This window comes from Streptomyces sp. H39-S7, from assembly GCF_027158205.1.
Lineage (GTDB): Bacteria > Actinomycetota > Actinomycetes > Streptomycetales > Streptomycetaceae > Actinacidiphila.
In genome coordinates, this window is sequence record NZ_JAPVLU010000035.1 from 1 (window position 1) to 26,434 (window position 26,434).

Below are 26,434 nucleotides of genomic sequence, written 5' to 3' on the forward strand. Positions count from 1 at the left end.
CGCCGCGTCCTGGCCTGCCTGCTGGCCGCTCCCCTGCTCGCACCGCTCACCGCCGTGTCCGGCGCGTCCCCGGCCGCGGCCGACACCCCGCGGTTCGCCGCCGCCCAGTTCCAGGGCGTGAACTGGGCCCGCCCGGGTGACAACTACGTCGACGGCCCCGTCGTCCTCGAAGGGCTCGACGTCACCGACAGCTACGCCACCGTCAAGGCCAAGGCGGACGCCGTCTACAGCGGCTTCAGGACCACCCTCGGCGCCAACACCGTCCGCCTGCCGGTCAACACCAAATCCGTCGGCACCGCCTGGTGGAACTCCTACACCGGCGCCATCGACTCCGCGACCGCCAAAGGCTTCAAGGTCGTCCTGTCCTACTGGGAGGACGGCGCGTCCTCGAACGGCCGGATCGTCGACCTGGCCGCCTTCAACACCATGTGGAACACCGTCGTCGCCAAGTACGGCTCCAACAGCTCGGTCTTCTTCGAGCCGATGAACGAGCCCCACGGCTACAACGCCACCGAGTGGACGAACGTCGCCGCCACCTGGCTCGCCGACCGCCCCTCCGTGCCCCGCGACCGGATCTTCATCAGCGGCGTCGGCTACAACGGGGACGTCAAGCCGGTGTGCGGCGACAGCCGCCTGAACGGGACCTACCTCTCCTACCACCACTACGCCTTCATGAGCGGCGCCAAGACCTACGACCAGTGGGTCGCCCACTTCAAGGACGGCGTCGGCTCCTGCGCCTCCCGCACCGTGCTGGACGAGTTCGGCGCCCCGATGGACGACGGCTCCGACTACAACGCCACCACCAGCACCGACAACTTCATCCGCTACCTGCGCGCCGACACCGACACCGTCCGCGCCCTCGGCATGGGCGCGGTCTACTGGCCCGCCCTCGGCGGCCCGCACAACGAGCGGCCCACCTACGACTACTACTCCCTGTTCACCCTGCAGGGCAGTGGCAGCAACCTCTCGCTGGGCGTCCGCAACATCAGCGGCATCGACCGCCTCCGGTACGCCTGGGGCCTCGACCCCGGAACGCACACAGGCGCCCTGCACAGCCTCAGCGGCACCAACCGCTGCCTCGACGTCCCCGGCGCCACCCACACCAACAGCACCCAGGTCCAGGCCTGGACCTGCAACGGCGGCGACAACCAGAAGTGGACCCGGACCCCGTCGGGGCAGCTCACCGTCTACAACGGCCAGAAGTGCCTGGACGTCGGCGGCCAGGCCACGGCCCACGGCAGCGCGGTCGGCATCTACGACTGCAACGGCGGTACCAACCAGAAGTGGACCTTCTCCTCCGACGGCACGATCCGCGGCGTCCAGTCCGGCCGCTGCCTGGACCTTGACCAGACCACCTCCAAGGGCCGGCTCTACGACTGCTCGGCGGGCGCCAACCAGAGGTGGCAGACCCTGTAGCGGTTCACCGCCCAGCAGCGCACCGGTTCCGCAGCGCACCGGCGCGGACGGGCACCGGGCCGGCCGCGAGGACGTCCTCCGCGCGGCCGGCACCGACCCACGACCCACCCCCGCACTCCCCCTTCGGCACAGGAGCACTTGCACATGCCCGTTCTTGACTTCGACGACGACGGGTTTCGGCTCGACGGCGCTCCCTTCCAGATCCTGTCCGGAGGACTGCACTACTTCCGCGTCCACCCCGCGCAGTGGGCGGACCGCCTGCACAAGGCCCGCCTGATGGGCCTCAACACCGTCGAGACGTACGTGCCGTGGAACCTGCACGAGCCGCGACCGGGCTCCTTCCGGATGGACGGCGGACTGGACCTGCCCGCCTTCCTCGACCTGGCCGCGGCCGAAGGGCTGCACGTGCTGCTCCGACCGGGCCCGTACATCTGCGCCGAGTGGGAGGGCGGCGGCCTGCCGTCCTGGCTTCTGGCCGACCCGGACATCGCCCTGCGCAGCCGGGACCCCCGCTTCCTGACCGCGCTCGACCGCTACCTCGCCGAGCTCCTCACCCCCCTGCGGCCCTACCTCGCCACCCGCGGTGGCCCGGTGCTCGCGGTGCAGGTGGAGAACGAATACGGGGCCTACGGCGACGACACCGCCTACCTGGAGCACCTCGCCGCCACTCTGCGCCGCTGCGGTGTCGACGTGCCGCTGTTCACCTGCGACCAGCCCGCCGACCTGGAGCGCGGCGCCCTGCCGGGGGTGCTCGCAACGGCCAACTTCGGCAGCCGCTCGGCGCAGAGCCTGGCCGCCCTGCGCGCGCACCAGCCGACCGGCCCGCTGCTGTGCGCCGAGTTCTGGAACGGCTGGTTCGACCGCTGGGGCGCCCACCACGTCATCCGCGACCCGGCCCAGGCCGCCCAGGAACTGGACGAACTGCTCGCGACCGGAGCCTCGGTCAACTTCTACATGTTCCACGGCGGCACCAACTTCGGCTTCACCAACGGCGCCAACGACAAGCACACCTACCGGCCGACCGTCACCTCTTACGACTACGACGCGCCGCTGGACGAAGCCGGCGACCCCACCGAGAAGTTCACCGCGTTCCGCCGGGTCCTCGCCAAGTACGCGCCGGTTCCCGACGAGCCCGTCCCCGCCCCCGGGGCAAAACTCGCCCCCCACACCATCGCCCTTACCGACAGCGCCGCCCTGCTCGCGTGCGCCGGGGACCTGGGCGACGCTGCCGCCTCCGAGCGGCCGCTGACGATGGAGGAGCTCGGGCAGGACTTCGGGTTCGTGCTGTACGAGACCGCGCTGCCCGCACCAGGGCCGGTGCTGCTGGAAGTGGAGCAGGTGCGCGACCGCGCCCAGGTGTTCCTCGACGGCCGGCCCGTCGGGGTGCTGGAGCGCGAGAACCATGAGCGGGCCATCGCCTTCACCGTGCCGCGCGCGGGCACCGTGCTCAGCGTGCTGGTGGAGAACCAGGGGCGGGTCAACTACGGGCCGGGCATCCACGACCGCAAGGGCCTGCTCGGCGCCGTCCTGCTGGACGGCGCCGCACTGACCGGGTGGACCAGCCGGCCCCTGCCGCTGACCGCCCTGGCGCACCTGCCGTTCACCGCCACCACCACGGCGCCGACCGGGCCGGCCTTCCACCGCGGCACCGTCGACCTCGCCGAAGCGGCCGACACCTTCCTGCACCTGGACGGCTGGACGAAGGGCAACGCCTGGATCAACGGTTTCGCCCTGGGCCGCTACTGGTCACGCGGCCCCCAAGGGTCGCTGTACGTGCCGAAGCCGGTACTGCGGGCGGGCGCCAACGAGATCGTCGTGCTGGAACTGCACGCCGCCCACCGCCCCCGCACCGTCGAACTGCGCCCGACGCCCGACCTCGGCCCCACCGAGCAGTAAGTTTCCCTGCCGTGCGCCCCGGCCTGCTCTCCTCCCGCAACCGGGGCGCACGGCAACTCCCGTTGCGTCGAGAGGGCCGGCTACTCGCGCATACCGGCCGGCTCGACCGGGCGGGTCCGCAGGGCCAACCCGGCCGGCAGCACGGCGGAGAACACGGCGACGACTGCGCAGGCGCCGGTCACGGCACCGACCGCGGCCCAGGGCACGACCAGCGGGGACGAGACCGACAGCACGGCCAGGGCGGCTTCGATCCCCAGCAGATTCACCCCGGCGACGATGGTGCCCAGCACGGCACCCACCACGACGACCATCAGCGCCTCGGCCGCCACCAGCCGCAGCACCTGCGGGGTCGTCGCTCCGGCGAGCCTGAGCACCGCGAGATCACGGACCCGGTCGGAGGTGGCCATCACCAAGGTGTTGGCGAGTGCGATGGCCGTATAGAGCAGCGCGATGCCCAGGACCAGCCAGAAGCCGATCCGGGTCTGCCGACTCGTGTGCGGATGGCTGTCCGCCACCCACTGCTCCTTCGTCAGCACCCGGCCGCCCGCGGGCCGCACCGCACTGCTCAGTGCGGCGCCGACCGCGTCGGCCCCCGCGCCCGGCCGCAGCCGGACGTCGATCCGCTCGACGGCGGCGCCCGCGCCGTTGCGCGGGGTGACGTACACACCGTTGTTGCCGGTGCCCTGCCGCATCACCGCAACGATGCGCAGGGGCCTCCTGGTCCCGTCGCCCAGCCAGACCTGCACGGTCTGTCCGACGGTGTGCTGCTCCCACTCCTCGTTGACGACGATCCCGTCATCGGTCAGATCACTGACCTTGCCGGACACCAATGGGAGGGCTGCCACCTGGGCCAGTGCGGCCGGGTCGACGGCCTGGGCCTCGTCGTGGATGAGGGCGACCCCGTCCTCCAACCGGTAGACGCCGGTCGTCGCCAGGGCGGCGGCATCGGATCCGGGGACCGCCCGGACCCGTGCGACCGTCTGCGCGTCGAATCCCGCGTCGCCGGCGGTGAGGACGAAGTCCGCGGTCGTCCGCTCGCGCAGCTCGGACGCCTTGGCCGCGTTGATGGTGGCCGTCGCGCCGAGCAGCGATCCGGCCAGTGCCACGGTGACGAGCACCGGTGCGGCGATCGCCGCGGTGCGCCGTACGCCGGCTGCCGCGTTCTCGCGGACCAGCATGCCGACGGCCCCCGGCAGTTGTGCGGGCAGCCAGGCCAACCACCGCGTCAACGGCCGTACGAGCACCGGTGCGAGAAACGCGACGGCGGTGATCAGGAGCATGGGCTGCGTGGTGTACGTCTTGCGGTGCAGGGCGTCGGTGGGATCGGCGAACAGGCGCCACAGCAGCAGCCCGGCACCGGTCGCCAGCAGCGCGCCACCCGCGGCCCAGCGACCGGGGGTCATCGTCCGGGCATCGACCGCCGCATCGCGCAGCGCCTCGATCGGGGCGACCTTGCCCGCCCGACGGCTCGCGGCCCACACTCCGGCCAACGTCACCAGCAGACCGGTGGAGGAAGCCGCGTAGTACGGCCACCTGGAGTCGCCGATCGCGAACCAGGCCGGCGCCACGTCCCCGTCGACCAGGACCGTTGCCAGCCGCGGAGCGCCGTAGGCGCCCAGTACGCAGCCCGCGGCGGAGGCCAGGACCCCGATCACCGTGGCTTCGGCGAACACCATGCGCCGGATCTGCCGCGGTGTGGCTCCCGCGGTCCGCAGCAGCCCGAACTCGCGGCGCCGCTGGGCGACGGAGAACGCGAAGGTCGACGCGACGACGAACACCGACACGAAGCCGGTGATCCCACCGGCCGTACCGAGCAGCGCGTTCACTGCGACCAGGGCTTCGCTGTCCCGATCCGGGTCGGGATCGGCCCGCCGCCGGTCGTCGCCGGTGAGCACCTGCACGCCGCCGGCACCGGACACGGCCGAGCGGACCGCGTCGGCGGATGCCCGCACCACCAGGTTGTCGATCCGGGTGGACAGCGTCGCCGCCTCCGCGTCGGTGAAGAAGACGGCGTCCTCGAATCCGGTGGGCCGTACGCTGCCGACCACCGTGCGGGTGAGAGACCGGCCGCCGGTGCGTACGGCCACCGTGTGGCCGGGTGCGGCCCAGTCGCCGGAGATCACGATGTCGCCCGGTGCCGTCGGTGCGTGGCCTGCCGTGAGCCGGTAGGGGGTGTACGCCGCGGTGGACCAGGGGTGGCCGACTGCCCCGGCCGGCCCTCCGGTGATGTGCACGGCGAAGGTCCGATCCGCCACGGTGGGCCCGAGCGTCGCGAGCGACGTGGCCAGGGCGGCGGGCACCGCACGAGGCTGGGAGAGCTTCCTGACACGGTCACCCTTCGAGGTCGGCACGCGCAGGGTGTCCGCGCCCCGCACGACGACCGGCGCCGTCGCGAAGCGTTCCGGGCCGCGGTACGGGGCGTGCAGGGTCGAGGCCAGGGCCAGGCCCATGGTGGCGATCAGGCCGACGCCCAGGGACAGGGCGACGAACGTGCCGACGAACGTGACCCACCGCGTCCTCATGGTGCTCAGCGCGATGTTCAGCACGAGACCGTCTCCAGCTTCGTCATGCGCGCGGCGACGGCCTCGGCGGTCGGGGTGAGCAGCTCGCCGCTCAGCCGGCCGTCGGCGAGGAAGACCACACGGTCCGCGTAGGCCGCGGCCACCGGGTCATGGGTGACCATGACGATGGTCCGGGCATCGGTGTCCACCATGGCGCGCAGCATGGCCAGCACCTCGCCGCTGGTGGTGGAGTCCAGGGCTCCGGTGGGCTCGTCGGCGAACAGCACCTGGGGCCGGGTGATCAGGGCGCGGGCCAGGGCGACGCGCTGCTGCTGACCGCCGGACATCTCGGCCGGCCGGTGCCGGGCCCGTTCCGCCAGACCCACCCGGCCCAGCGCGTCCCGTACCTCCGCCCTCGACGGGCGCCGCCCGGCCAGCCGCAGGGGCAGGGCCACGTTCTGCTCGGCGGTGAGTGAGGGCAACAGGTTGAACGCCTGGAAGACGAACCCGATGAGCTCGCGGCGCAGCAGCGTCAGCTTGGTCTCGTTCAACCCGGTCAGCTCGGTCCCCCCGATGGTGACCGAGCCCCTTGTGGGACGGTCCAGCCCTGCCGCGCACTGCAGCAGCGTCGACTTGCCCGAGCCCGAAGGGCCCATGACGGCGGTGAAGGTGCCCTTCGGGAATCCCAGGGTCACGCCGTCGAGAGCGGTGACGATGCCGTCTCCCGAACCGTAGGTTCTGCTGATCGAGCGCAGTTGTACCGCTTCGTTCTCCATGCCTCCACTCAAGCGCCGGCGACCGCTCGCCACAGGAGGGCAGAACCGAGTCCTGGGGTATGCCTGGCCCTACCTTGTCGGTCGGGTTCTACGGTGGGCCCATGCGCTCCCGTACCGTGTGGCAGGCCCTCGCCCGGCCGGACTTCCTGCTGACCTCCTGGCCCTGGCAGTCGGCTGCCTACCTGCTCAGCAGCGCTCCGGCGGGCATCGCCGCCCTGGCCGTGATCGTGACGGCCACCGCGATCGCCGGCGCGCTCTCCCTCGTCCTGGTGGGGCTGCCCCTGCTGGTCGGCCTCGGCCTCGTCGGCGTTCCGGTGGCGGCGATGGAACGGCGGCGGCTGCGGATCATCGACCTCGAGCCGGCACCCAGCGCTCATCGGACACCCAGGGAGCCGGGACTGCGGGCGTGGGCGCTGACCCGGTTCCGGGAGCAGTCGACCTGGCGAGAGCTGGCCTACGCGCTGCTGTTCGCTGTCGTCCTGTGGCCGCTCGACCTGCTGGCCGCCGGGTTTGCCCTGGTCGTTCCCGTGGGGCTCATGGCCACCCCGGTGGTGATGGCGACGGGTGGCGACCACGAGGCGAAGGTACTCAAGACCTGGACCGTCACGTCCTACCCGGAGGCCTTCGGGCTCGTGGTGATCGGGCTGCTGCTGCTGGGTGTTGCCGGGTATGCACTGGCTCCGCTGGCGGGCGCGAGAGCAGCGCTCACCCGGCTGCTGACCTCGCCTCATGAGCTCGCGCTGGGCGAGCAGATCACTGAACTCACCCGTTCACGGGTGCGGTTGGTCGACGCGTTCGAAGCCGAGCGTCGGCGTATCGAGCGCGATCTGCACGACGGAGCACAACAGCGGCTTGTCGCCCTGAGCATGACGCTCGGAATCGCCCGCCTGGACGCCGAGCCCGGACCGGTCGCCGACCTGATCGCCAAAGCGCAGGACGAGGCCGGAGAAGTACTCGTCGAGCTGCGCGAGTTGATCCGCGGAATCCATCCGCAGGTGCTGGCCGACTACGGTCTGGAAGCGGCGGTCAGCGACGCGGCCGACCGCTCGGCGATACCCGTGGACGTGACCATCGGCCTTCGCGACCGGCTGCCGCAAGCGGTGGAAGCCGCCGCGTACTTCGTGGTCTGCGAGGCGCTGACCAATGTCGCCAGACACAGCGGAGCACAGCACGCTGAGGTAACGGGCCGGCACACCGACGGCCGCCTGGTCGTCGAGATCCGCGATGACGGACAGGGCGGCGCCACCGCGGCGACGGGCACCGGACTGATCGGCCTCGCCGACCGGGTGTCGGTACTGGATGGAAGACTGACGCTCTCCAGCCCCTCCGGAGGACCGACCCTGCTGCGTGTGGAGATACCTTGCGAGCCGAGAGCGACCGCCCGCTCCGTATAGTCCTGGCCGAGGACAGCGTTCTCCTGCGCGAAGGCCTCACCGGCCTCCTCGGCCGCTTCGGACACGACGTGGTCGCCGCGGTCGGTGACGCCGCGACGCTGCGCGCGACGGTCGCCTCCCACCAACCGGACATCGTCGTCACGGACGTCCGGATGCCCCCCGGGTTCACCGACGAGGGCCTGCGCGCAGCGGTCGCGCTGCGGGAGGAATGGCCGTCACTGCCCGTCCTGGTCCTCAGCCAGTACGTTCAGCGCACCTACGCCACCGAGCTCCTCGAGTCCGGGGACGGCACGGGCGTCGGCTACCTCCTCAAGGACCGGGTCGGCAGGGTCGAGGAATTCCTCGACGCCCTGCGACGCGTCGCGGACGGCGGCACCGTCGTGGACCCCGAGGTCGTGCGCCACCTCCTGCGCCGGCGCAGAGACCCCTTGGAACAGCTGACCAAACGCGAGCGGGAGGTGCTGGCCCTGATCGCGGAGGGAAAGTCGAACGCGGCCATCGCCCGAGAGCTCGTCGTCTCCGAGGCCGCCATCGGCAAGCACATCGGCAACATCCTCACCAAGCTCGGCCTACCGCCCGCGGAGGAGACCCACCGCCGCGTCCTGGCCGTCCTGGCGTTCCTGCGCGCATGAGGCGCGGACGGGGGTCCGCCGAGGGGTGGGGCCGGCCCGGCGGGAACGCGCTGGACAACGAGTGATCACATCATCTACGGTGCGCCAGCGGTTGAACCAGGCCGTTGTGAAAATTACCCCGGGGGGGCTTCCGAACCATGAAGTGCGCCACATGTGGTCTCGCGCCGGCGATATCGTACGACGGCCGTTGTGGCAGATGGCCAACGACATCTGGAACGCCAGCACTCCGCCGATGCCCGACGGGAGCCCGTCCCGCGTGAAGTACACGCTGCTCAACGTGTGGTGGACGTTGTGGGTCAGCAGCTCGGTCCTGGGCCAGGTCCTCGCGCGCGCCTTCGACGACTCGGGAACCGCCGAGTCGATCCGTACCGCCGACACGGCATTCATGTTCTCCGACGTCGTCAGTATCGCCGCGGCCGTCGCCGCCATCCTCGTCGTCCGGAAGCTCAGCGACCGGCAGCGGGCCAAGGTGTATTACGCGCAGCCCGTGCCGTACGAGCCTCTGCCGGTGGGCCATCCGCAGTAGACCTCGCTGACTCGACGTCCGGGGAATTTCCCGTTCGGCCGGAACACGTCGGCGCTCGCAGAGGTTGTGGTCGGTGCGGCATCTGAACACGTGCGTACCCACACACCTTGGAGAGCCATGAAGATCGGCATCATCGGCGCGGGAAACATCGGCGGAAACCTCACGCGTCGCCTGGCGGCGCTCGGGCACGACGTGTCCGTGGCCAATTCGCGGGGGCCCGAAACGCTGGCCGCGCTGGTCGAGGAGACCGGGGCCACCGCGGTGCCCGTCGCGGAGGCGGCGCGTGGGGCCGACGTCGTCGTGGTCACCATTCCGTTGAAGAACGTGCCCGATCTGCCCGCCGGGCTCCTCGACGGAGCGGCTGAGGGCTTCACCCTCATCGAGACCGGCAACTACTACCCGCAGGAGCGCGACGGGCGGATCGCCGCGATCGAGGACGAGGGCATCACCGAGAGCCGCTGGACGGAGGGCCATCTCGGCCACCCGGTGGTGAAGGTCTTCAACGGCACCTACGCGCAGGACATCCTGGACAAGCCGCGCCCGGCCGGCGCCGCGGACCGGGTCGCGCTGCCGATCTCCGGTGACGACGAGAGTGGGAAGAAGGCCGTCCGGTCCCTGCTCGACGAACTCGGCTTCGACACCGTCGACACGGGCGGCCTCGACGAGTCCTGGCGCCAGCAGCCCGGCACCCCGGTCTACGGGCTCGCGGCCGGCACCGACGAGATCGTCGCCGCGCTGGCGGCGGCCTCCCCCGAACGCCCGGCGGACTTCCGCGGCTGACCTGCCGCGGCGCAGCCGATGGCGCGCCGGTGGCCCGGCACCGCCCCGCCGTCCGCCGTTGGGCGGACGGCGGGGCGGCCGGCGGCTACCTCAGATGCCGGGTGAGGAACTGGGCCGCGGCGTCCCCCGCGAACTGCGGGACGCCGGTGTGCCCACCCAGATTGGCGTTCAGCGTCTTCTCCTTGGAGCCGAAGGCGTCGAACAGGTCCAGGGCCGCCTGGCGGTCGTTCCCTTCGTCGTCCCACTGCAGCAGGACGTGCAGCGGAATGGTGACCTGCCGGGCCTCCTCGAACATGGCGCGAGGGACGTAACTCCCGGCGAACAGAACGGCGGCCGAGATGCGCGGCTCGACCCTCGCCAGCCGGACCCCGATGGAGATCACTCCCCCCGAGTACCCCACCGGGCCGCCGATCTCAGGCAGCGCGAGGAGGGCGTCCAGGGCTGCCTGCCATTCCGGGACCGCCTTGTCGACCAGCGGGAGGACGAGCCGGTCCACGATCTCGTCGCTGACCGGCTCACCCGCCTCCACCGCCCGGCGCAGGTCGGCGCGGGCCTGCTCGGCGGCGGCGGAACGGGGCCGGTCGCCGCTTCCGGGGAGCTCGATGGTGGCCGCGGCGAAACCATCCGCCGCGGAGTGCCGGGCCCGGCCCACCAGCCGGGGGTACATCGTGTGCAGTCCGCCGGGGTGGCCGATCAGGATCAGCGGCGCCGGTGCGGATCCGGATGCGGATCCGGGCGTCCAGAGGATGCCGGGGATCTCGCCGAGGGTGAATTCGCGTTCGAGGACGCCGTCGTCGAAGCGCTGTTCGGAAGTGAAGTGCATGGTCGTGCCTTTCGGGAGTGCTCGTGAACGGCGCTCCCGGACGACCTATCGCCCGACCGTGACCCCGGAGGAGAGCACCCATGTCGATTCTGTGTTCACGGGTACCACCTCCTCGTTCTCTTGCACGGCCATCGAAAAAATAGCAGTGGTGACCGTGATCCGCCAACGGGTTTCCGCGGAGGCTCTGTGAGAGGTCGGACGCGCCCCTGGACGGCCGCCATGTCACAGGAAGCCGCGCTGTCTTGTCTTGAGGGGCGAAGGCGGACGCAGATACCAGGAGAGTGATGATCATGCGGGTGTTCATGGCGCGCGGCAGCGGAGTCCTGCCCGCCTGGCGGCAGGGCTTCGAGCAGGAGCCGGCATGACCCGCACCGAGGAGTTCCAGGAGCTGCGACCGCTGCTGTTCTCGATCGCCTACCGGATCCTGGGCAGCGTGACCGAGGCCGAGGACGCCGTGCAGGAGACCTGGCTGCGCTGCGCGACGTCCACGACACCGCCCACCTCCGCCAAGGCCTACCTGTCGGCCGTGGTCACCCGCATCTCGATCAACGTGCTGCGCTCGGCCCGCGTCCGGCGCGAGGCGTACGTCGGACCGTGGTTCCCCGAGCCGCTGCTCACCGACCCCTATCAGGACCCGCAGCAGTCGGCGGAACTGGCCGACTCCGTTTCCATGGCGGCCCTGTTGCTGCTGGAGCGGCTCAGCCCGCTGGAGCGGGCGGTGTTCGTCCTGCGGGAGGTGTTCGCCTTCGGCTTCCCGGAGATCGGCACGGCGGTGGGCCGCTCCGAGGCGGCGTGCCGGCAGTTGGTGGTGCGGGCGCGCCGCCACATGGACGAGGGCCGGCCGCGCTTCGAAGCCGACCGGCGCGAGCGCGACGCACTCGCCGGACGGTTCTTCGACGCGTTGCGGGAAGGCGACATCGACGGGCTGCGGGACCTGCTCGCCGCCGACGTGTCGTTGGTAGCGGACAGCGGTGGCAAGGCCCCGCAGTGGGCCGGGGGCTTCTTCGGCGCCGAGCAGGTGTCCCGGGTCCTCGGCGTCCTCCTGCCGCCGTTCGTCCTCATCGGCGGTGTCTTGGAACCGCACTCGATGAACGGCCAGCCCGGCGCGATCTTCCGCGACCGGGACGGGAAAGTCATCAACACCTGGACCCTCGATGTCCTCGACGGGCAGATCCTGGCGATCCGCACGGTGAGCAACCCCGACAAGCTCGGGCATGTGGGCCCCGTGGCCGATGCCTGGGCGGTCTTCCGCGAAGCGCAGCAGGCCGACCGGGACGCGCACCGACCGCAGGAGAGCCGACGGCGTTCCCGACAGACCGTGGGGCCCCGGCCTTCGGACGGCGCGGCCCAAGGCGCGCCCTCCGCACACGAACCATCACAGGAGAATCGGACATGATCAGGATCGGCATCATCATCGGCAGCACCCGCCCCGGCCGCAACGGCGACCGGGTGGCCCGCTGGGTAGGTGATCTCGCGGCCGAACACGCGGGCGGCGCGGCGGACTTCGAGCTCGTGGACCTCGTCGACCACGCGCTGCCGCTGCTCGACGAGGCCGTCCCGGCGGCCGCAGCGCCCGGCCGGCAGCCGCACACCCGGCGATGGGCGAAGCGGATCGCCTCGTACGACGCCTTCCTCATCGTCACGCCCGAGTACAACACCGCCCCGCCCGCCGCTCTGGCCAACGCCATCGACTACCTCCTCCAGGAGTGGGGCGGCAAGCCGGTCGGCTATGTGGGCTACGGCATCTTCGGTGCGGTCATGGCGGTGCAGAAGCTGCGCGCGCAGGCGGGCGTGCTGCGGATGGCCGACATCGGACCGCAGGTGGCGCTGTCACTGCACGAGGACTTCGTGGACTTCGCCGACTTCCGGCCCCGCCCCCTGCACACGGCGCAGGTCCACGCGATGGTCGACGAGTTGGTGGCGTGGGCGCAGGCGCTCAAACCGCTGCGCGTACCGTCCGCCGTCGTGGTGGAGAAGGCGTCCTGACCAGCGAAAGGCCATCGTCATGCGTATCGCCGTCTTCGGAGCCAACGGTCCCACCGGCCGTCTGCTCACCGGCCAGGCACTCGCCGCCGGTCACCAGGTCGCCGCGGTCACCCGGCAGCCGGACTCGTTTCCGCTGCACCATGACCGGCTGGAGGTCGTCGGTGCCGACGTGCTCGACCCGATAGCCGTCGACGCCGTCGTGGCAGGGCGCGACGCGGTGCTGTCCACCCTCGGGGTACCCGCCGGCAGAAAACCGATCACCACGTACTCCCAAGGAGTGGCCCATATGGTCGCCGCGATGCAACGGCATCGGGTGCGTCGACTCGCCGTGGTCAGCTCCAGCGGGGTCGACCCGAGCCCGTACTCCGACGGGGGGTTCCTGTTCAACCGCGTCCTTCTGCCGTACGTCACCAGGGTGTTGGGCAAGACGCTCTACGACGACATGCGGCGCATGGAAACCCTGGTCAGGGCCAGCGACCTGGACTGGACGATCGTGCGCCCCAGTGGCCTCTACCACCTGCCCTCAGTCACCGACTACACCCTCGTCGCAGGACACGCCGACAACAGGTTCACCGCCCGGGTGGACCTCGCCGCCGGCCTGCTCGCCCTGCTGGACGACGACCGCCACCTGCGCACCACCCTCAGCGTCACCACCACCGCCGCCAACCCCACCATGCTCCAATGGATCCGCCACGAAGCACGCGCCCGCAAGTGAGCGGAAGCGCGCGGCATCAGCGGCGGCGGCAGCCGCCGGCTGGGGTGAAGTTCGGCCGGCGCGGCGGGATGGTGATCGCCTGGTCGGGAATGCGCGGCGCGATCACGATGGCCGCCGCCCAGACCCTCCGCCCGCTCGACCGGCGCGTACAACTCCCGCGTCCGCACCTTCGCCCAATCCATGATCGACAACGAACTGGCCCGCTTCCAGGACCCCGAGGAATGACCCGCGCGGTGCCGTTCACAGGAGGGACTCGTCGGCGGGGTGACCCGGCGCCGCGCGCGCAACGGCGGCTTCCGCTGCGGATCCCGCCGTCGCCCGGCCGTGGTTGGCCTCGATCGTGCGGGCCGCCTGGACGAAGGCGGTGATGGCGGGGCCGGTGGTCTGTTCGGGCCAGCCCAGGACGAGGCGGGTGGGCGGCACGTCCGACACCGGCACCGCGGTGACGCCGGCGCTGATCCGTTCGGTGGCGCCGGAACCGACGACGGTGACCAGACGGCCGAGAACGACCCGGTCGACGATCTCGTCGAGTCCGATCGACGGACACTCGGCCGCGAACGCCGCCTCCTGACGCAGCTCGGCGATGGTCACGCTCGCCCGGAGCGCCAGCGGATGACTCACCGGCAGCAGCGCGAAGGGCGCCTCCTCGGTGAGGTCGGCCGTCCGCAGTCCGCTCAGGTCGTCGGTGCCCCGGCACAGCAGCGCGATGTCGGCCCGGCCGTCCCGCAGTGCGGCCAGGCGATCGTGGGTGAAGACGACGTCGTGATGGTCCGCGGCCGGGGCCCCGAGGAGGTCGCCGAGCAGCCCGGACGCCGTGCCGGGGCGCACGGCCATGACCAGGCCGCCGGGTCGGTCCGTGCGTCGGACGCGGCGCACCGCGGAGTCGAGGGCGTGCAGGATCCGCCGGCTGTCGGCGAGGAACGCCGTTCCGGCGTCGGTCAGGGCCACGTGGCGGCTGGTGCGGTGCAGCAGCTGTACCTGAAGGCGGCGCTCCAGGCGGCCGATGGCGCGTGACAACGGCGGCTGGGCGATGCCCAACCGCTCGGCGGCCCGGCTGAAGTGCAGTTCCTCCGCGACCGCGATGAAGTACACCAGTTCTCGCGTCTCCAGACGATCCATACCTTCAAGGTATCAACCGTTGCGAGAGCCGTCATGGCTCCCGGTCCGTCCCCAGTGGTCCACTCGAATCCGGCACTGCGAAGGGACCATACGAACGATGCGTGACGAACGTGAGATCCAGCAGATCCTGGCGCGCTATGTGCGCGCCACCGACCGGCGCGACGGAACGGCGCAGGGCGCCCTGTTCAGCGATGACGCGATCGTGCAGCTCTACGTCAAGACCGGCCCGGACCGCCACGAGCCGTTCGGCGAGCCGATCAGCGGCGGCGCCGGGGTGCGGTACGCGGTCGACCACTTCATGGTTCCCCACCCGGAGGGCGGTTCCAGCCACCACACGACCTCGGACCACCTCATCGAGGTCGACGGGGACCGCGCCCACCTCAACGCCCAGTTCGTGGTCTTCGAGGTCCGGGCCACGCCGCGGCCGGCCGATGGCTGGCCCGCCGACGCGTGGGGCGCGCAGGGCACGATCCGGCCCATCGAGTCCGGGTACTACGACATGGACCTGGAACGCGTCCAGGGGCAGTGGAAGATCGTGCACCACCGCATTCTGGGGGACATGCCGATGGTGCTTCCCGCGGGAGAGCGATGAGAGCCGTCGTCTACCGCCGCTTCGGCGGCCCGGAGGTGCTGGAGCTCACCGACCTGCCCCGGCCCAAGACCCACGTGGACTCCGTCCTCATCCGGGTCCGGGCCGCCGGGTTGAACCACGCCGACGCGCTCATGCAGGGCGGAGCACTGAACAGCGCCGTGACCACGTACTTTCCGGTGGTGCCCGGCTGGGACGTCGCCGGTGTGGTGGAAAGCTCCGGCCTCGGAGCAACGGAGTTCACACCCGGCGACGCGGTCGTCGCGCACCCGGCTCGCCTCCATCGCCGAAACCGGTATACCCGGCAGCACGGACGTCTTCGCACGCCTCGACCGCGCCGATCTCGCGGCGGTGGCGGCCATGGCCGCGGCGGGCGACCTCTCCGTCCGGATCGGAGCCGTCTTCCCGCTGGAGCGGGCGGCCGAAGCGCAACGCGCCCTCGCCGCCGGGCGGGTGTCCGGCAAGGTCGTCGTCGAGGTCGGCTGACGCTGCCGCCCGGTCCGGGGTCGGCGGCACGCTGCCCGGGGTGCGGTTCGTGCGTGACGTCCTCCCCTGTCACGGGAGGGAAGGACGTCACGGGCGCGGCGGTGGGCGCCGGGTGAGCTCACGTGACGGACAGGACTCCGGGGAGCTCGATCGCCGCGCCCGATGATTCCGGGCCGCGGCAGGTGCGGCGGTGCAGGCGCGCCATCCGGTCCGTGTGGAGGTTGTCGCCGAAGGCGGGGTGGCCGTGGAGGCGTCGTACGTAGGCCCACAGGTGGTCGTGCCGGGCGATGGCGCGCACCGCGTCGGCGTCCAGGTGGAGGCGGTCGACGAGGTCGAGGTGGACGAGGGTCGCCCACAGGTCCACATCCGCCGCGGTCAGTTCGTCGCCGAGCGCGTAGGGTCCGGCGGCCAGTTGGCGGTCGAGCAGTTCCAGCGCCGCGAGCAGCGTTTCCAGCGCCTCCCCCTGACGGTGCGACGCCGGGGCCGCACCGGCCCGCTGGGCCGCTTCGGCGATGTCCTCGTCCAGGAGGTGGCGGATGGCGTCGATGTCCGTGACCAGGGCCTGCGGGCGCAGCCGGGGCAGATCGGCGCAACCGGGCGCGGCGAAGTGGTCGGCGAGGTCGCGGAGGATGTCGGGGGTGTGATTGCTGACGACGCGCCCGCTCCAGCGGTCGGTCAGCGCGGGCACGGTCAGCGGACCGTCGTAGTGGTACCGGGCGGCTTCGTAGGCGCTGCGCAGGGACGCGAGCGGGTCGGGGGTGCCGGCCGACACCGGGACGAGGGTGGTGGCGACCGTGTCCGTCAGGGCGAGCAGGTCCAGGGTGATCGCCACTCGCAGTGAGCGCGGACAGCCCGGCGTGAGGTACACCTGGTAGCGGCCGGGCGCCGGGTAGAACCCGCCGGCGAGGTCGACGCCGATGCGGCTGCCGAAGTGCGCCGAGCGGGCGGCCGCGGCGCCGAGGGGGTCGCACGGAACGGGTCGGAACGCGTCGAACGTCGCCGGGTGCGAGGTGAGCGGGCGGGGCAGAGCGGTCTCGGGCATGGCTCTCCAATGCGGGCAAGAAGCTTGGATGTGCCGGAGCGGCGCCGGTGACAGGACGCCGGGAAGCCGGCGTCCTGGTACGGGAGACGCCTGACCCGGTGGGGGTGCCTTCGGGAGCTGTCCCGTCAGGCGGCTGGGCCGCCGGTCGCGCTGCAGACCCGCTGCAAGTCGATGTGGAGACGTCGGGTCAGGAGCGGCCGTCGGCCGCTCGACTTCCCCGTTCCCCTGCCCCTGCACGGCATTCTCACAGTGTGATCGGGCCCTGCGGAGCCGTCAAGGAGGCTGCCGCGACCTTATGGCGCATGGTGCCGCGCGTTGCGATGCCGTCCCAACAGCCGGTTGGACGTTGACTTTCCTCCGGGAATCCTTCTACGTTACGGCGCAGAGTTACCGGCAGAACCACCCTGCGTGCCGCGACGAGCCCCGGCTGGTCGGCAAACCGCGCGCGTCGCGGCGGGGTGGACACAGGGCTGCAGGACCTTCGGCAGACCGAGGCCCCCAGGGGCGGAACGGGGCGGTGAAGCACATGTACGCAGGCCCCGGAATGGCCGCGTGGCGACGCCACGGCCGCGCCTCGGCGTACCGCAACCGCTGCGTCGACCTGCTCCGCGTCAGCAGCGCCCTGTGTACCGCGACCGCGGGCACCGCCCGCCGAGGCTGATCCTGCCCCTGAACCACGCCTGCCTGTCGTAGCGGGGGCGTGCGTCACTTCCCGTTCCGCGGCGCGCTGGTGTGCGCACCCGCCGTGCGATGGGCTGTCCCGTGGAGTTCTCCCATGAGTGAATCCCTGGGCGCCGCCGTGTCTTCGGGCACGGCTACGCCCGATGCCCCTGCCCCGGTGCACCGGCCCCCGTCCGCGCAGCAGGTGCTGCCGTTGCGGCACCCGGGCCGGTGGATCCTCACCGCCGTCGTTCTGGTGCTCGTGGCGCAGATCGTCCACGGGCTGGCGAGCAACCCCTTCTACCAATGGGACCGCTTCCAGTACTGGTTCGTGCGGCCGGTGATCCTGGACGGCCTGCTCATCACCCTGCAGGTGGCGTTCTACAGCGCGCTGCTGGGGCTGCTGGGCGGCATCGTGCTCGCGCTGGCCCGGCTGTCGAGGAGTCCGGTCCTGCGCGCGAGCGCCTGGGTGTACATCTGGCTGCTCCGATCGGTGCCGCTGATCGTGGTGCTGCTGTTCCTCTACAACTTCAGCGCCCTCTACCCCACGTTGAGCATCGGCGTGCCGTTCGGCCCGGCGTTCGTCCGCTTCGACGAGTCGAAGCTGGCCACCGACCTCGCGATCGCGGTCGTCGGGCTGAGTCTCAACGAGGCTGCCTACGCCGCCGAGGTGGTACGCGCCGGCATTCTCTCCGTCGACCAGGGTCAGCAGGAGGCCGCGGCCGCACTGGGCCTGCCCAAGCGCTACCAGTTCGCCCGCATCGTCTTCCCGCAGGCGCTGCGGGCCATCATCCCCTCCTACGTCAACCAGCTCATCGGCCTGGTCAAGAGCACCTCCCTGGTCTTCTACGTCTCCCTGCTCGACCTGTTCGGTTCGGTACAGAGCATGGGCAGCACCTACCCGGGCGACATCGTGCCGCTGCTGGTGGTCGCCACCGTCTGGTACGTGCTGCTCACCAGCGTCGTGTCCGTCGTCCAGTACTACGTCGAACGCCACTACTCCCGCGGCGCGCTGCGCACCGTCCCACCGACCCCGCTGCAGAAACTGCGCACCGGGGTCCGGGAGCTGCGGGCCCGTGTACAGAAGGAGGCACGGGCATGACCACCGACATCCAAGCCGCCACCGTCGAGATCCATGACGTGCACAAGTGGTACGGCGCGCACCAGGTGCTCGACGGTGTGGAGCTGACCGTGCGGCCCGGAGAGGTCACGGTGATCCTCGGACCGTCCGGCTCCGGCAAGTCCACCCTGCTGCGGGTGATCAACCATCTGGAGAAGCCGGAGGTCGGCTACGCCAGTCTCAACGGCGAACTGATCGGCGTGCGCCGGCACGGCGAGCGGCTCAAGGAGCTGAGTGAGCGCGCGATCCTGGCCCAGCGCAGCCGGATCGGCTTCGTCTTCCAGAACTTCAACCTCTTCCCACATCTGACCGTGCTGGACAACGTGGCCGCGGCGCCCGTGGCCACCGGTCTGCTGCGCAAGCACGCGGCCCAGGCATGGGCCCGTACCCTCCTCGACCGGGTGGGGCTGGCCGACAAGGCCGGCGCGTACCCACGGCAGCTGTCCGGCGGCCAGCAGCAGCGGGTGGCGATCGCCCGCGCCCTCGCGCTGCGCCCCGGGGTGATCCTCTTCGACGAGCCGACCTCGGCCCTCGATCCGGAACTGGTCGGCGAGGTGCTGTCCGTGATCAAGGACCTGGCGCGCGGCGGCACCACGCTCATCGTCGTCACTCACGAGATCGGCTTCGCCCGTGAGGTCGCCGACCGGATCGTCTTCCTCGACGCGGGCCGCGTCCTCGAGCAGGGGCCGCCCGCCGAGGTGCTGGACCGCCCGCAACACCCACGGACCAGGGAATTCCTCAGCAAGGTCCTCTGACCCCTCCCCTTTCCCACCCTCGAAACAAGGACACCGCCATGCCCAGCACGCGTTTCCGCAGCAGATTCACCCGCGGCCTGCTCGCCGCGACCGCCGTCACCGCGCTCGCCACCGGGCTGACCGCCTGCGGAGGCGACAGCGCCGCCTCCGCCCCCTCGGACGGAAAGAACACGGCCGGGACGGTCACCGTCGGCGCCCTGTCCAACGGAGCGGCCCGGCAGACCGACCTGAAGGTGTCCGCGGTCGCCGCGATCAGGGCCCACCTGCCGAAGTCGGTCACCGACAGCGGTGAGCTGGTCATCGGGGTCGGCGCCCTGCCCGCCGGTTCCGCGCCGCTGAACTTCATCGGCAGTGACCAGAGGACGCTCGTCGGCTCCGAACCCGACTTCGGCCGGCTGGTGGCGGCAGTCCTTGGCCTCAAGCCCGTGGTGAAGAACTTCACCTGGGAGAACCTGTTCGTCGGCATCGACAGCGGCAAGACCAACGTGGGCTTCTCGAACATCACCGACACCGAGGAGCGCAAGAAGAAGTACGAGTTCGCCTCCTACCGGCAGGACAACCTCGGCTTCGAGGCCCTCAGGACCAGCACGTGGAACTTCTCCGGCGACTACCAGGTCCTCGCGGGCAGGACGGTCGCGGTGGGAGCCGGCACCAACCAGGAGAAGATCCTCCTGGAGTGGCGGACGAAGCTCCAGGCGCAGGGCAAGAAGCTGACCGTCAAGTACTTCCCCGACCTCAACGGCAGCTACCTGGCCCTGTCCAGCGGCAAGATCGACGCCTACTTCGGCCCCAACCCCGGCATCGCGTACCACGTCACGCAGAACGCCGGCACGAGCCGTCCGACGCGTAACGCCGGCACGATCTCCGGCGCGGGCACGACCCTGCAGGGTCTGATCGCCGCCACCTCCAAGAAGGACAGCGGGCTGGCCCAGCCGGTCGCCGAAGCGATCAACTACCTGATCCAGAACGGCCAGTACGCCCAGTGGCTCGCGGCCTGGAACCTGTCCAACGAGGCCGTCCCCACCTCTCAGGTCAACCCTCCCGGGCTGCCGCTCAGCAACTCCTGACGGCTGACGCAGCGCCCGTCCCGCCCGGCCGTCCACCGAAAGGAGTCCGCCCCCGTGTCACGTCACATCGTCGTCGTCGGCGGCGGGGCCATGGGCTCGTCCGCCGCCTGGCACCTGGCCGCCCGCGGCGTACGGGTCACGCTGTTCGAGCAGTTCACGCCCGGTCATGACCGGGGCAGCTCGCACGGCAGTTCACGGATCTTCCGGCTGGCCTACCCCGATCCCTTCTACGTGACGCTGGCCGCGCGGTCGCTGCCGCTGTGGCGGAGGCTGGAGGAGGAGACGGGGCGGCCGCTGCTGAACCTGACGGGCGCGGTCGACCACGGCCCGGCCCCGGTGACCACCGCGTTGCACGACGCGCTGACCGCGCTGGGACGGCCGTCACAACTCCTCGCCCCGGCGCAGGCGGCCGAGCGGTGGCCCGGGCTGCGGGCCGACACCAGCGCGCTGTTCCATCCCGAGGCGGGGCGCCTGCACGCCGACGACGCGGTCACCGCCTTCCAGCAGGCGGCACGGCAGCACGGCGCCCGCATCCGGCACGGCGTCAAGGTCACCCGGCTCGCGGTGCGAGGTGAGCGGGCCGAGGTCGTCACCGACGGCGAGGAAGCGGTGATCGCCGACGGAGTAGTGGTCGCGGCGGGAGGCTGGACACCGGGCCGACTGGCCGGGCTGGTCACCGGGATGCCGCGGATGCGGATCACCCAGGAACAGCCGGCCCACTTTCCCGCAGCCGACGCACTCGACTGGCCGAGCTTCATCCACCACGGCGGTGCGGGCCTGCCGCCCGGCACCGCCGTCTACGGCCTCGGCAGCACCGACGGCGTCAAGGCCGGTTTCCACGGCGTGGGGCCCCTCGTCGACCCCGACCACCGCGACCGCACCATCGACGCCACGGCCCTCGGGTACCTGCGGCAGTACGCAACCCGCTGGCTGCCCGGCGTCGACCCCACCGCCCCGGCCGCCACCACCTGCCTCTACACCACCACCCCCGACGAGGACTTCGTCATCGACCGGCAAGGCCCGCTCACCGTCCTGGCGGGCTTCTCCGGACACGGCTTCAAGTTCGCCTCCCTCGTCGGTGCCCTCGCCGCGGACCTCGTCGGCGGCGCGCCGGGGCTCGGCCGCTTCGCGCTCGGCCGCACCGTGCAGGCCGGCCCCGGCCGCATCACACCGGCCGGCCCCGGCCGCCCCGCACCACGCTCCACGAACGGAGACCCCCGTTGACCCTTGCCGCCGACACCCACCGGCCCGTGCCCCCGACGCAGACGACCTCCGGCCCCCCGCACGTCCTGGACAACCCTGCCTGGGCCGCGCTCACCGGCCCGCACCGCCGATTCGCCGAGAGTGCCGGCCGCGCCGCCCGTTATCCGACGGACGTCTCTCCGTTCACCGCACTCGCCGATCCGGCCGACCCGGGCGCCTGGGAGGACCTGATCGCGCTTGTCGGCCCCAACAGCGTGACACCGGTCTCGGGCGTGCCGGCGCCCCCCCGAGGGCTGGGAGATCGTGGAGTCCGGCCAGGGCGTGCAACTGGTCGACACCGCGCTGCGCGCCGAACCCGCCCCCGACGCCGTGCGGCTCGGCCTCGACGACGTCCCCGAGATCCTGGACCTGATCGCGCTGACCCAGCCCGGCCCCTTCCTGCCCCGGACCGTCGAACTCGGCACCTACCTCGGCATCCGGCACCGCGGACGGCTCATCGCCATGGCCGGTGAGCGGCTGCGCCCACCGGGCTGGACGGAGATCAGCGCGGTCTGCACCGACCCCGCCCACCAAGGGCGCGGCCTGGCCACCCGGCTGGTGCGCGCGGTCGCGGCGGGCATCAGGGACCGCGGCGACACCCCCTTCCTCCACGCGTCCGCCGCCAACACCGGGGCGATCGCCCTCTACGAGTCGATCGGCTTCACCCTGCGCCGCCGCTCCACGTTCTACCTCGTGCGGACTCCCGACTCCGATGCCGCCGTCGGGTCGACCGGGCGGGTGGGGTCATGAAGTTCCTGGCCATCACCCTCATCGTGCACGCCCCCGACCCGGTGACGGGGGTGCTCAAGCCCACCTACGACCGGTTCCGCGAGGTGATCGACAACGCGGTGTTCGCCGAGGAGCTCGGGTTCGACGGCTTCGGAGTCGGCGAACGCCACGAGCGTCCTTTCATCTCCTCCTCGCCGCCGGTCGTGCTCAGCCACATCGCCGCGCTCACCTCCCGGATCCGGTTGTTCACCGCCGTCACCACCCTCAGCCTGCTCGACCCGGTCCGCGCCTATGAGGACTACGCGACCTTGGACCACTTGTCCGCCGGGCGTCTGGAGCTGATCATCGGGAAGGGCAACGGCACCGCCCAGCGCGAGCTGTTCCAGGTCACCGCCGAGGACCAGTGGGACCGCAACGCCGAGAGCTACGAGCTGTTCCGGCGGATCTGGCGGCAGGACAAGGTGACCGCCGAGCCGCGCTTCCGGCCGCCCCTCACCGCCGCCGAGGTGTGGCCACGGCCGTACCAGCAGCCCCTGCGGGTCTGGCACGGCAGCGCCACCAGCCGCGAGTCCGTCGACCTCGCCGCCCGCTACGGCGACCCGCTCTTCTCCGCCAACGTCACCAACCCGATCGAGCCCTACGCCGAACTCATCCGCCACTACCGCGAGCGCTGGGCCCACTACGGCCACGACCCCGCCCAGACCGTGGTCGGCGCCGGCAGCGCCGGGTACTACGCGGCCCGCACCTCCCAGGAAGCGATCGCCGCGTACCGGCCGGTCTTCGCGGGCCATTTGGCCTTTCAGAAGCGGCTCGGCCTGGAGCCGGTCTTCGCGACCCTGGAGGACTTCGTCGAGCGCAGCTCGGCGTTGATCGGCAGCCCCCAGCAGGTGATCGACAAGGTGCACCGCTATCACGAGCAGTTCGGTCACAGCGTGCTCCACCTCGCGGCGGACGCGGGCGGCCTCGGCGACGCGGCACACCGCGCCTCACTGGAACTCTTCCAGTCCGCCATCGCCCCTGTCCTGCGACGCGACATCCCCGACCCGCCCTTCCCCTGGTCCCCCACGGCCACCGCACCCCCGGCCGCCGGCGCCTGAGAGACAGCCGATGCCGTCCCTGCTGGACCGCGGCGCGGCCGGGCGTTGCACGGCGACCGGCCGGGTGAGGGGTTGTGTGGCAACCGGCCGGGCTCGCCGACCAGGTGCGCACGGTCCGCGCGAAAATCAGCGGGTGAGTTCCCGCACCAGCGCGGCGACCTGGCCGGTCTCGATGAGGAAGCCGTCGTGTCCGTACGGGGAGCGGATCACCCGCAGCCGGTCGGCCGACGGTATTCCGGCCGCCAACTCCGCCTGGTGCGACGGAGGGTAAAGGCGGTCGGTGTCGACGGCGGCGACCAGCGTCCTGGCGGTGACCCGTCGCAGCGCGGCCCGCGTTCCGCCCCGGGCCCGTCCGATGTCATGGCTGTTCATGGCCTCGTTCAGCACGACGTAGCTGCCCGCGTCGAAGCGGTGGACCAGCTTGGCGGCATGGTGGTCGAGGTAGGACCCGACCTGGTAGCGGCCGCCGCGCCACGGGTCCTCGGCGTCCTGCGGGCTCCGGCCGAACCGTGCCTGCAGCTCCGGTTCACTGCGGTACGTCACATGGGCCAGACGGCGGGCGAGGCCCAGACCGACGTGCGGACCGCCCCCGGGCGCCGCGTCGTGATAGTGGCCGCCACACCACTTCGGGTCCGCACGGATGGCGTGCAGCTGGATGTCGGCCCAGGCGATCTGCTCGGCGCTCGCCGCCGCCGGGCACGCGAGCAGCAGCAGCGCCTCGACGCGCCCGGGGTGGGACACGGCCCATTCCAGCGCGCGCATCCCGCCCATCGAGCCGCCCAGGACCAGCGCCCAGCGGCCGATGCCCAGCGCGTCGGCCAGGTCGACCTCCGCCGCGACCTGGTCCCGCTGGGTCAGGAACGGGAAGTCGCCGCCCCAGCGGCGTCCGTCGGGACGCCGGGAATCCGGGCCGGTGCTGCCCTGGCAGCCGCCCAGCACGTTGGGCGCGACGACGAACCAGCGGTCGGTGTCCAGCGCCCGGCCCGGCCCGATCAGCTCCTCCCACCAGCCGGGCGTGGGGTGGCCCGGCCCGGCAGGTCCGGAGACGTGGCTGTCCCCGGTGAGCGCGTGCAGCACCAGGACCGCGTTGGCGCCGTCGGGCGCGAGGCGCCCCCAGGTCTCGTACGCCAGTCGGACACCGGGCAGCGCACCGCCGGCCTCCAGCGGCAGCGGCTTGTCCCGCGCGTGCCACCGGCGGCGGCCGGGAGGGTCCCCCTCCCGCCAGGCCCCGGAGGCCGGCGGGAGGAGTACCTCGGTGCCCGGGCTGCTGGTCAGGACACGCCCTTGGCCGCGCGGACACCTCCAGGTCCGCCATGAGGGCGGCGAGGTTCGCGAGGCCGACCGACAGCCGGACCAGGCCGGGCGCGGCGCCGGTGGCCGCCAGCTGCTCCGCGTCCAGCTGGCTGTGAGTGGTGGACGCCGGATGGATGATCAGACTCCGCACGTCACCGATGTTGGCGAGATGGCTGAAGAGTTCGACGGCGTCCACGAACCGCTTGCCCGCCTCGACGCCGTCGCGCAGCTCGAAACTCAACACCGCACCGGCGCCGCGCGGCAGGTAGCGCTGCCCGGCCTCGTACCACCGGTTGGACGGCAGACCCGGGTAGTGGACGGCCGCGACCTCGTCGCGCTGCTCCAACCACTCGGCGAGCGCCTGGGCGTTGGCCGAGTGCCGCTCGATCCGCAGGCTCAGGGTTTCCACCCCTTGCAGCAGCAGGAAGGCGGAGTGCGGGGCGATGGCCGGGCCGAGGTCGCGCAGCAGCTGGACCCTGAGCTTGATGGCATAGGCGCTCGGGCCCAGGGCGGGCCAGTAGCGCAGTCCGTGGTAGCTGGGGTCGGGCTCGTTGAAGTCGGGGAAGCGGTCGGCGTGCGCCCCGAAGTCGAAGGTGCCGCCGTCGACGACGATGCCCCCGATGGTGGTGCCGTGCCCGCCGATGAACTTCGTCGCCGAGTGGACGACGACGTCGGCGCCGTGCTCGATCGGCCGCAGGAGATACGGCGTCGGCACCGTGTTGTCCACGATCAGCGGAACGCCCGCCGCGTGCGCGACATCCGCCACCGCCCGGACGTCCAGCACATCGCCGCGCGGGTTGCCCAGTGTCTCGGCGAACAGCGCCTTGGTGTTGGGCCGGACGGCCGCCCGCCAGGCCTCGGCGTCATCCGGGTCGTCGACGAAGCTGACCTCGATGCCGAACTTCGGCAGGGTGTGCCGGAACAAATTGTAGGTACCGCCGTACAGCGAGGTGCTGGAGACGATGTGGTCGCCGGCGGACGCCACCGTCAGGATCGCCAGCGTCTCCGCGGCCTGTCCGCTGGACAGCGCCACGGCGGCGACCCCGCCCTCCAGCGCGGCGATGCGCTGCTCGAAGACGTCCTGCGTGGGGTTGTGGATCCGGGTGTAGATGTTGCCGGGCTCGGCGAGGGAGAACAGGTCGGCGGCATGCTGGGTGTCGCGGAAGACGAACGAGGTCGTCTGGTAGATCGGCACCGCCCGAGCTCCGGTCGTCGGATCCGGCGCGGCTCCGGCATGGATCTGCTTGGTCTCGAAGGACCACGCCGAGGTGTCGGGTCCGGCGGGAGTTTCCTCCGGGGTGTGGCCTGCGGTGACGGAGTCGAGTGGCTGGCTCATGGTTCTCCCTGGGTGCGGGCGTACGGGTGCGACGGGACGAGAACGTGAAGGGTCGGCCGTCAGCGCCGAAGGAGCGGCGCAGATGACGGAGAGCGCGCTGAAGGCGCGAAGGCACAAGGGATGATCAGCGGCCGGAGAAGGCGGCAGAACGCCGGGAGCGTGGCGTCAGCGCACGGCGCGACAACCGGTGCTGGTGACACGCCCGTAGTCCACGTGGCGACGGGTCACAAGCAAGGTCATGGCACAAGCCAACCACAGTGGCGACCTCCGCACCAGCGCTTCGTGGGGGACGCGTTGGAGCGCGGCCGACCCGACCACGTGCGGGGCCCGGACGCCTGATTGCCGGATTGATGCGTGCGCATGAAGAGCCTGTAGCGGCTCGGCCTTCGCCATTGCCCGCCGCCCCGGGCACTCCTAGGTTCGCTCCGGCGAGCCCGGTGTGGACGCACTCCGG

23 protein-coding genes and 3 pseudogenes are annotated in these 26,434 nt (G+C 71.6%); 19 read left to right on the forward strand and 7 right to left on the reverse strand.

The features are described 5' to 3' along the window. Nucleotides 1-1,416, forward strand: a 1,416-nt coding sequence (locus tag O3X23_RS28955; protein ID WP_331283962.1) for a ricin-type beta-trefoil lectin domain protein, incomplete at its 5' end; no start/stop codon positions are given. 144 nt (nucleotides 1,417-1,560) lie between these two features. Further along, a complete protein-coding gene (locus O3X23_RS28960; RefSeq protein ID WP_269274600.1) occupies nucleotides 1,561-3,312 on the forward strand; it encodes a glycoside hydrolase family 35 protein in 1,752 nt (583 codons plus the stop codon). Nucleotides 3,313-3,392: 80 nt separating this feature from the next. Here the strand turns inward: O3X23_RS28960 and O3X23_RS28965 are convergent, their stop codons facing one another. Next, nucleotides 3,393-5,858 (reverse strand): ABC transporter permease, encoded by a 2,466-nt coding sequence (locus tag O3X23_RS28965; RefSeq protein WP_269274602.1) that lies wholly within the window; start codon nucleotides 5,856-5,858, stop codon nucleotides 3,393-3,395. Beyond that, nucleotides 5,852-6,589: an ABC transporter ATP-binding protein gene (locus O3X23_RS28970; RefSeq protein ID WP_269274604.1), complete on the reverse strand. Its 738-nt coding sequence runs from the start codon at nucleotides 6,587-6,589 to the stop codon at nucleotides 5,852-5,854. The genes O3X23_RS28965 and O3X23_RS28970 overlap by 7 nt, the downstream gene beginning before the upstream one ends. 101 nt (nucleotides 6,590-6,690) lie before the next feature. On the opposite strand from O3X23_RS28970, the gene O3X23_RS28975 reads away from it, so the two are divergent. The 4 genes from O3X23_RS28975 to O3X23_RS28990 all read left to right on the forward strand — a co-directional run bounded on the left by O3X23_RS28975 (nucleotide 6,691) and on the right by O3X23_RS28990 (nucleotide 9,921). Then, a complete protein-coding gene (locus O3X23_RS28975) occupies nucleotides 6,691-7,983 on the forward strand; it encodes a sensor histidine kinase (RefSeq protein WP_269274606.1) in 1,293 nt (430 codons plus the stop codon). Beyond that, a complete protein-coding gene (locus O3X23_RS28980; RefSeq protein ID WP_269274608.1) occupies nucleotides 7,950-8,615 on the forward strand; it encodes a response regulator transcription factor in 666 nt (221 codons plus the stop codon). Before O3X23_RS28975 ends, O3X23_RS28980 begins: the two co-directional genes overlap by 34 nt. Before the next feature lie 196 nt (nucleotides 8,616-8,811). Beyond that, nucleotides 8,812-9,141 (forward strand): DUF4328 domain-containing protein, encoded by a 330-nt coding sequence (locus tag O3X23_RS28985; RefSeq protein ID WP_269274610.1) that lies wholly within the window; start codon nucleotides 8,812-8,814, stop codon nucleotides 9,139-9,141. 90 nt (nucleotides 9,142-9,231) lie between these two features. Then, the gene (locus O3X23_RS28990; protein WP_269274612.1) at nucleotides 9,232-9,921 is read left to right on the forward strand and encodes an NADPH-dependent F420 reductase; all 690 of its coding nucleotides are present in this window, start codon (nucleotides 9,232-9,234) and stop codon (nucleotides 9,919-9,921) included. 85 nt (nucleotides 9,922-10,006) lie between these two features. Here O3X23_RS28990 and O3X23_RS28995 read toward each other — a convergent pair whose 3' ends face one another. Beyond that, on the reverse strand, nucleotides 10,007-10,744 hold the full coding sequence (locus O3X23_RS28995) for an alpha/beta hydrolase (RefSeq protein ID WP_269274614.1): 738 nt from the start codon (nucleotides 10,742-10,744) through the stop codon (nucleotides 10,007-10,009). A 361-nt stretch (nucleotides 10,745-11,105) separates the two neighbouring features. Between O3X23_RS28995 and O3X23_RS29000 the strand changes: the two genes are divergently transcribed. From O3X23_RS29000 to O3X23_RS29010, 3 genes are read left to right on the forward strand one after another with little or no spacing between them, the layout of a single operon-like run. Beyond that, a complete protein-coding gene (locus O3X23_RS29000; protein ID WP_269274616.1) occupies nucleotides 11,106-12,140 on the forward strand; it encodes an RNA polymerase sigma-70 factor in 1,035 nt (344 codons plus the stop codon). After that, entirely contained in the window at nucleotides 12,137-12,730 is a 594-nt protein-coding gene (locus O3X23_RS29005) for an NADPH-dependent FMN reductase (RefSeq protein ID WP_269274618.1), read from the forward strand. Before O3X23_RS29000 ends, O3X23_RS29005 begins: the two co-directional genes overlap by 4 nt. 19 nt (nucleotides 12,731-12,749) lie before the next feature. Continuing rightward, a complete protein-coding gene (locus O3X23_RS29010) occupies nucleotides 12,750-13,445 on the forward strand; it encodes an NAD(P)-dependent oxidoreductase (protein WP_269274620.1) in 696 nt (231 codons plus the stop codon). Nucleotides 13,446-13,685: 240 nt separating this feature from the next. Here the strand turns inward: O3X23_RS29010 and O3X23_RS29015 are convergent, their stop codons facing one another. Continuing rightward, nucleotides 13,686-14,564 carry a LysR family transcriptional regulator gene (locus tag O3X23_RS29015; RefSeq protein WP_269274622.1) on the reverse strand — a complete coding sequence of 293 codons (879 nt, stop codon included), beginning with the start codon at nucleotides 14,562-14,564 and terminating at the stop codon, nucleotides 13,686-13,688. 97 nt (nucleotides 14,565-14,661) lie between these two features. Between O3X23_RS29015 and O3X23_RS29020 the strand changes: the two genes are divergently transcribed. The 3 genes and pseudogenes from O3X23_RS29020 (at nucleotide 14,662) to O3X23_RS44320 (ending at nucleotide 15,639) form a co-directional block, all read left to right on the forward strand. Next, nucleotides 14,662-15,156 carry a nuclear transport factor 2 family protein gene (locus tag O3X23_RS29020; RefSeq protein ID WP_269274623.1) on the forward strand — a complete coding sequence of 165 codons (495 nt, stop codon included), beginning with the start codon at nucleotides 14,662-14,664 and terminating at the stop codon, nucleotides 15,154-15,156. A 131-nt stretch (nucleotides 15,157-15,287) separates the two neighbouring features. Next, nucleotides 15,288-15,392, forward strand: a pseudogene (locus tag O3X23_RS44315) (NADP-dependent oxidoreductase); the annotation flags it as partial. Nucleotides 15,393-15,513: 121 nt separating this feature from the next. Then, complete coding sequence (locus O3X23_RS44320; RefSeq protein WP_443048007.1) at nucleotides 15,514-15,639, forward strand: zinc-binding dehydrogenase; 126 nt, start codon at nucleotides 15,514-15,516, stop codon at nucleotides 15,637-15,639. A gap of 118 nt (nucleotides 15,640-15,757) precedes the next feature. Here the strand turns inward: O3X23_RS44320 and O3X23_RS29030 are convergent, their stop codons facing one another. Then, nucleotides 15,758-16,681, reverse strand: coding sequence for a glutathione S-transferase C-terminal domain-containing protein (locus O3X23_RS29030; protein ID WP_269274628.1), 924 nt, complete (start codon nucleotides 16,679-16,681; stop codon nucleotides 15,758-15,760). Between the two features lie 526 nt (nucleotides 16,682-17,207). On the opposite strand from O3X23_RS29030, the gene O3X23_RS29035 reads away from it, so the two are divergent. The 7 genes and pseudogenes from O3X23_RS29035 (at nucleotide 17,208) to O3X23_RS29065 (ending at nucleotide 23,351) form a co-directional block, all read left to right on the forward strand. Next, complete coding sequence (locus O3X23_RS29035; RefSeq protein WP_269274630.1) at nucleotides 17,208-17,342, forward strand: hypothetical protein; 135 nt, start codon at nucleotides 17,208-17,210, stop codon at nucleotides 17,340-17,342. Between the two features lie 114 nt (nucleotides 17,343-17,456). Further along, nucleotides 17,457-18,443, forward strand: a complete 987-nt coding sequence (locus O3X23_RS29040; protein WP_269274632.1) for an amino acid ABC transporter permease — start codon at nucleotides 17,457-17,459, stop codon at nucleotides 18,441-18,443. Next, complete coding sequence (locus O3X23_RS29045) at nucleotides 18,440-19,216, forward strand: amino acid ABC transporter ATP-binding protein (RefSeq protein WP_269274634.1); 777 nt, start codon at nucleotides 18,440-18,442, stop codon at nucleotides 19,214-19,216. The genes O3X23_RS29040 and O3X23_RS29045 overlap by 4 nt, the downstream gene beginning before the upstream one ends. 38 nt (nucleotides 19,217-19,254) lie before the next feature. Further along, on the forward strand, nucleotides 19,255-20,283 hold the full coding sequence (locus O3X23_RS29050) for a transporter substrate-binding domain-containing protein (RefSeq protein ID WP_269274636.1): 1,029 nt from the start codon (nucleotides 19,255-19,257) through the stop codon (nucleotides 20,281-20,283). Nucleotides 20,284-20,337: 54 nt separating this feature from the next. Beyond that, complete coding sequence (locus O3X23_RS29055) at nucleotides 20,338-21,507, forward strand: FAD-dependent oxidoreductase (protein ID WP_269274638.1); 1,170 nt, start codon at nucleotides 20,338-20,340, stop codon at nucleotides 21,505-21,507. Nucleotides 21,508-21,533: 26 nt separating this feature from the next. Continuing rightward, nucleotides 21,534-22,275 (forward strand): annotated as a pseudogene (locus O3X23_RS29060) (GNAT family N-acetyltransferase). After that, complete coding sequence (locus tag O3X23_RS29065) at nucleotides 22,272-23,351, forward strand: LLM class flavin-dependent oxidoreductase (protein WP_269274640.1); 1,080 nt, start codon at nucleotides 22,272-22,274, stop codon at nucleotides 23,349-23,351. Before O3X23_RS29060 ends, O3X23_RS29065 begins: the two are co-directional and overlap by 4 nt. Nucleotides 23,352-23,477: 126 nt before the next feature. On the opposite strand, the gene metX is transcribed toward O3X23_RS29065, so the two are convergent. Both metX and O3X23_RS29075 read right to left on the reverse strand, forming a co-directional pair. After that, nucleotides 23,478-24,626, reverse strand: coding sequence for a homoserine O-acetyltransferase MetX (gene metX, locus O3X23_RS29070; RefSeq protein ID WP_269274796.1), 1,149 nt, complete (start codon nucleotides 24,624-24,626; stop codon nucleotides 23,478-23,480). A gap of 13 nt (nucleotides 24,627-24,639) precedes the next feature. Then, nucleotides 24,640-25,980: pseudogene (locus O3X23_RS29075) on the reverse strand (bifunctional o-acetylhomoserine/o-acetylserine sulfhydrylase); the annotation flags it as partial. Nucleotides 25,981-26,434: the final 454 nt, after the last annotated feature.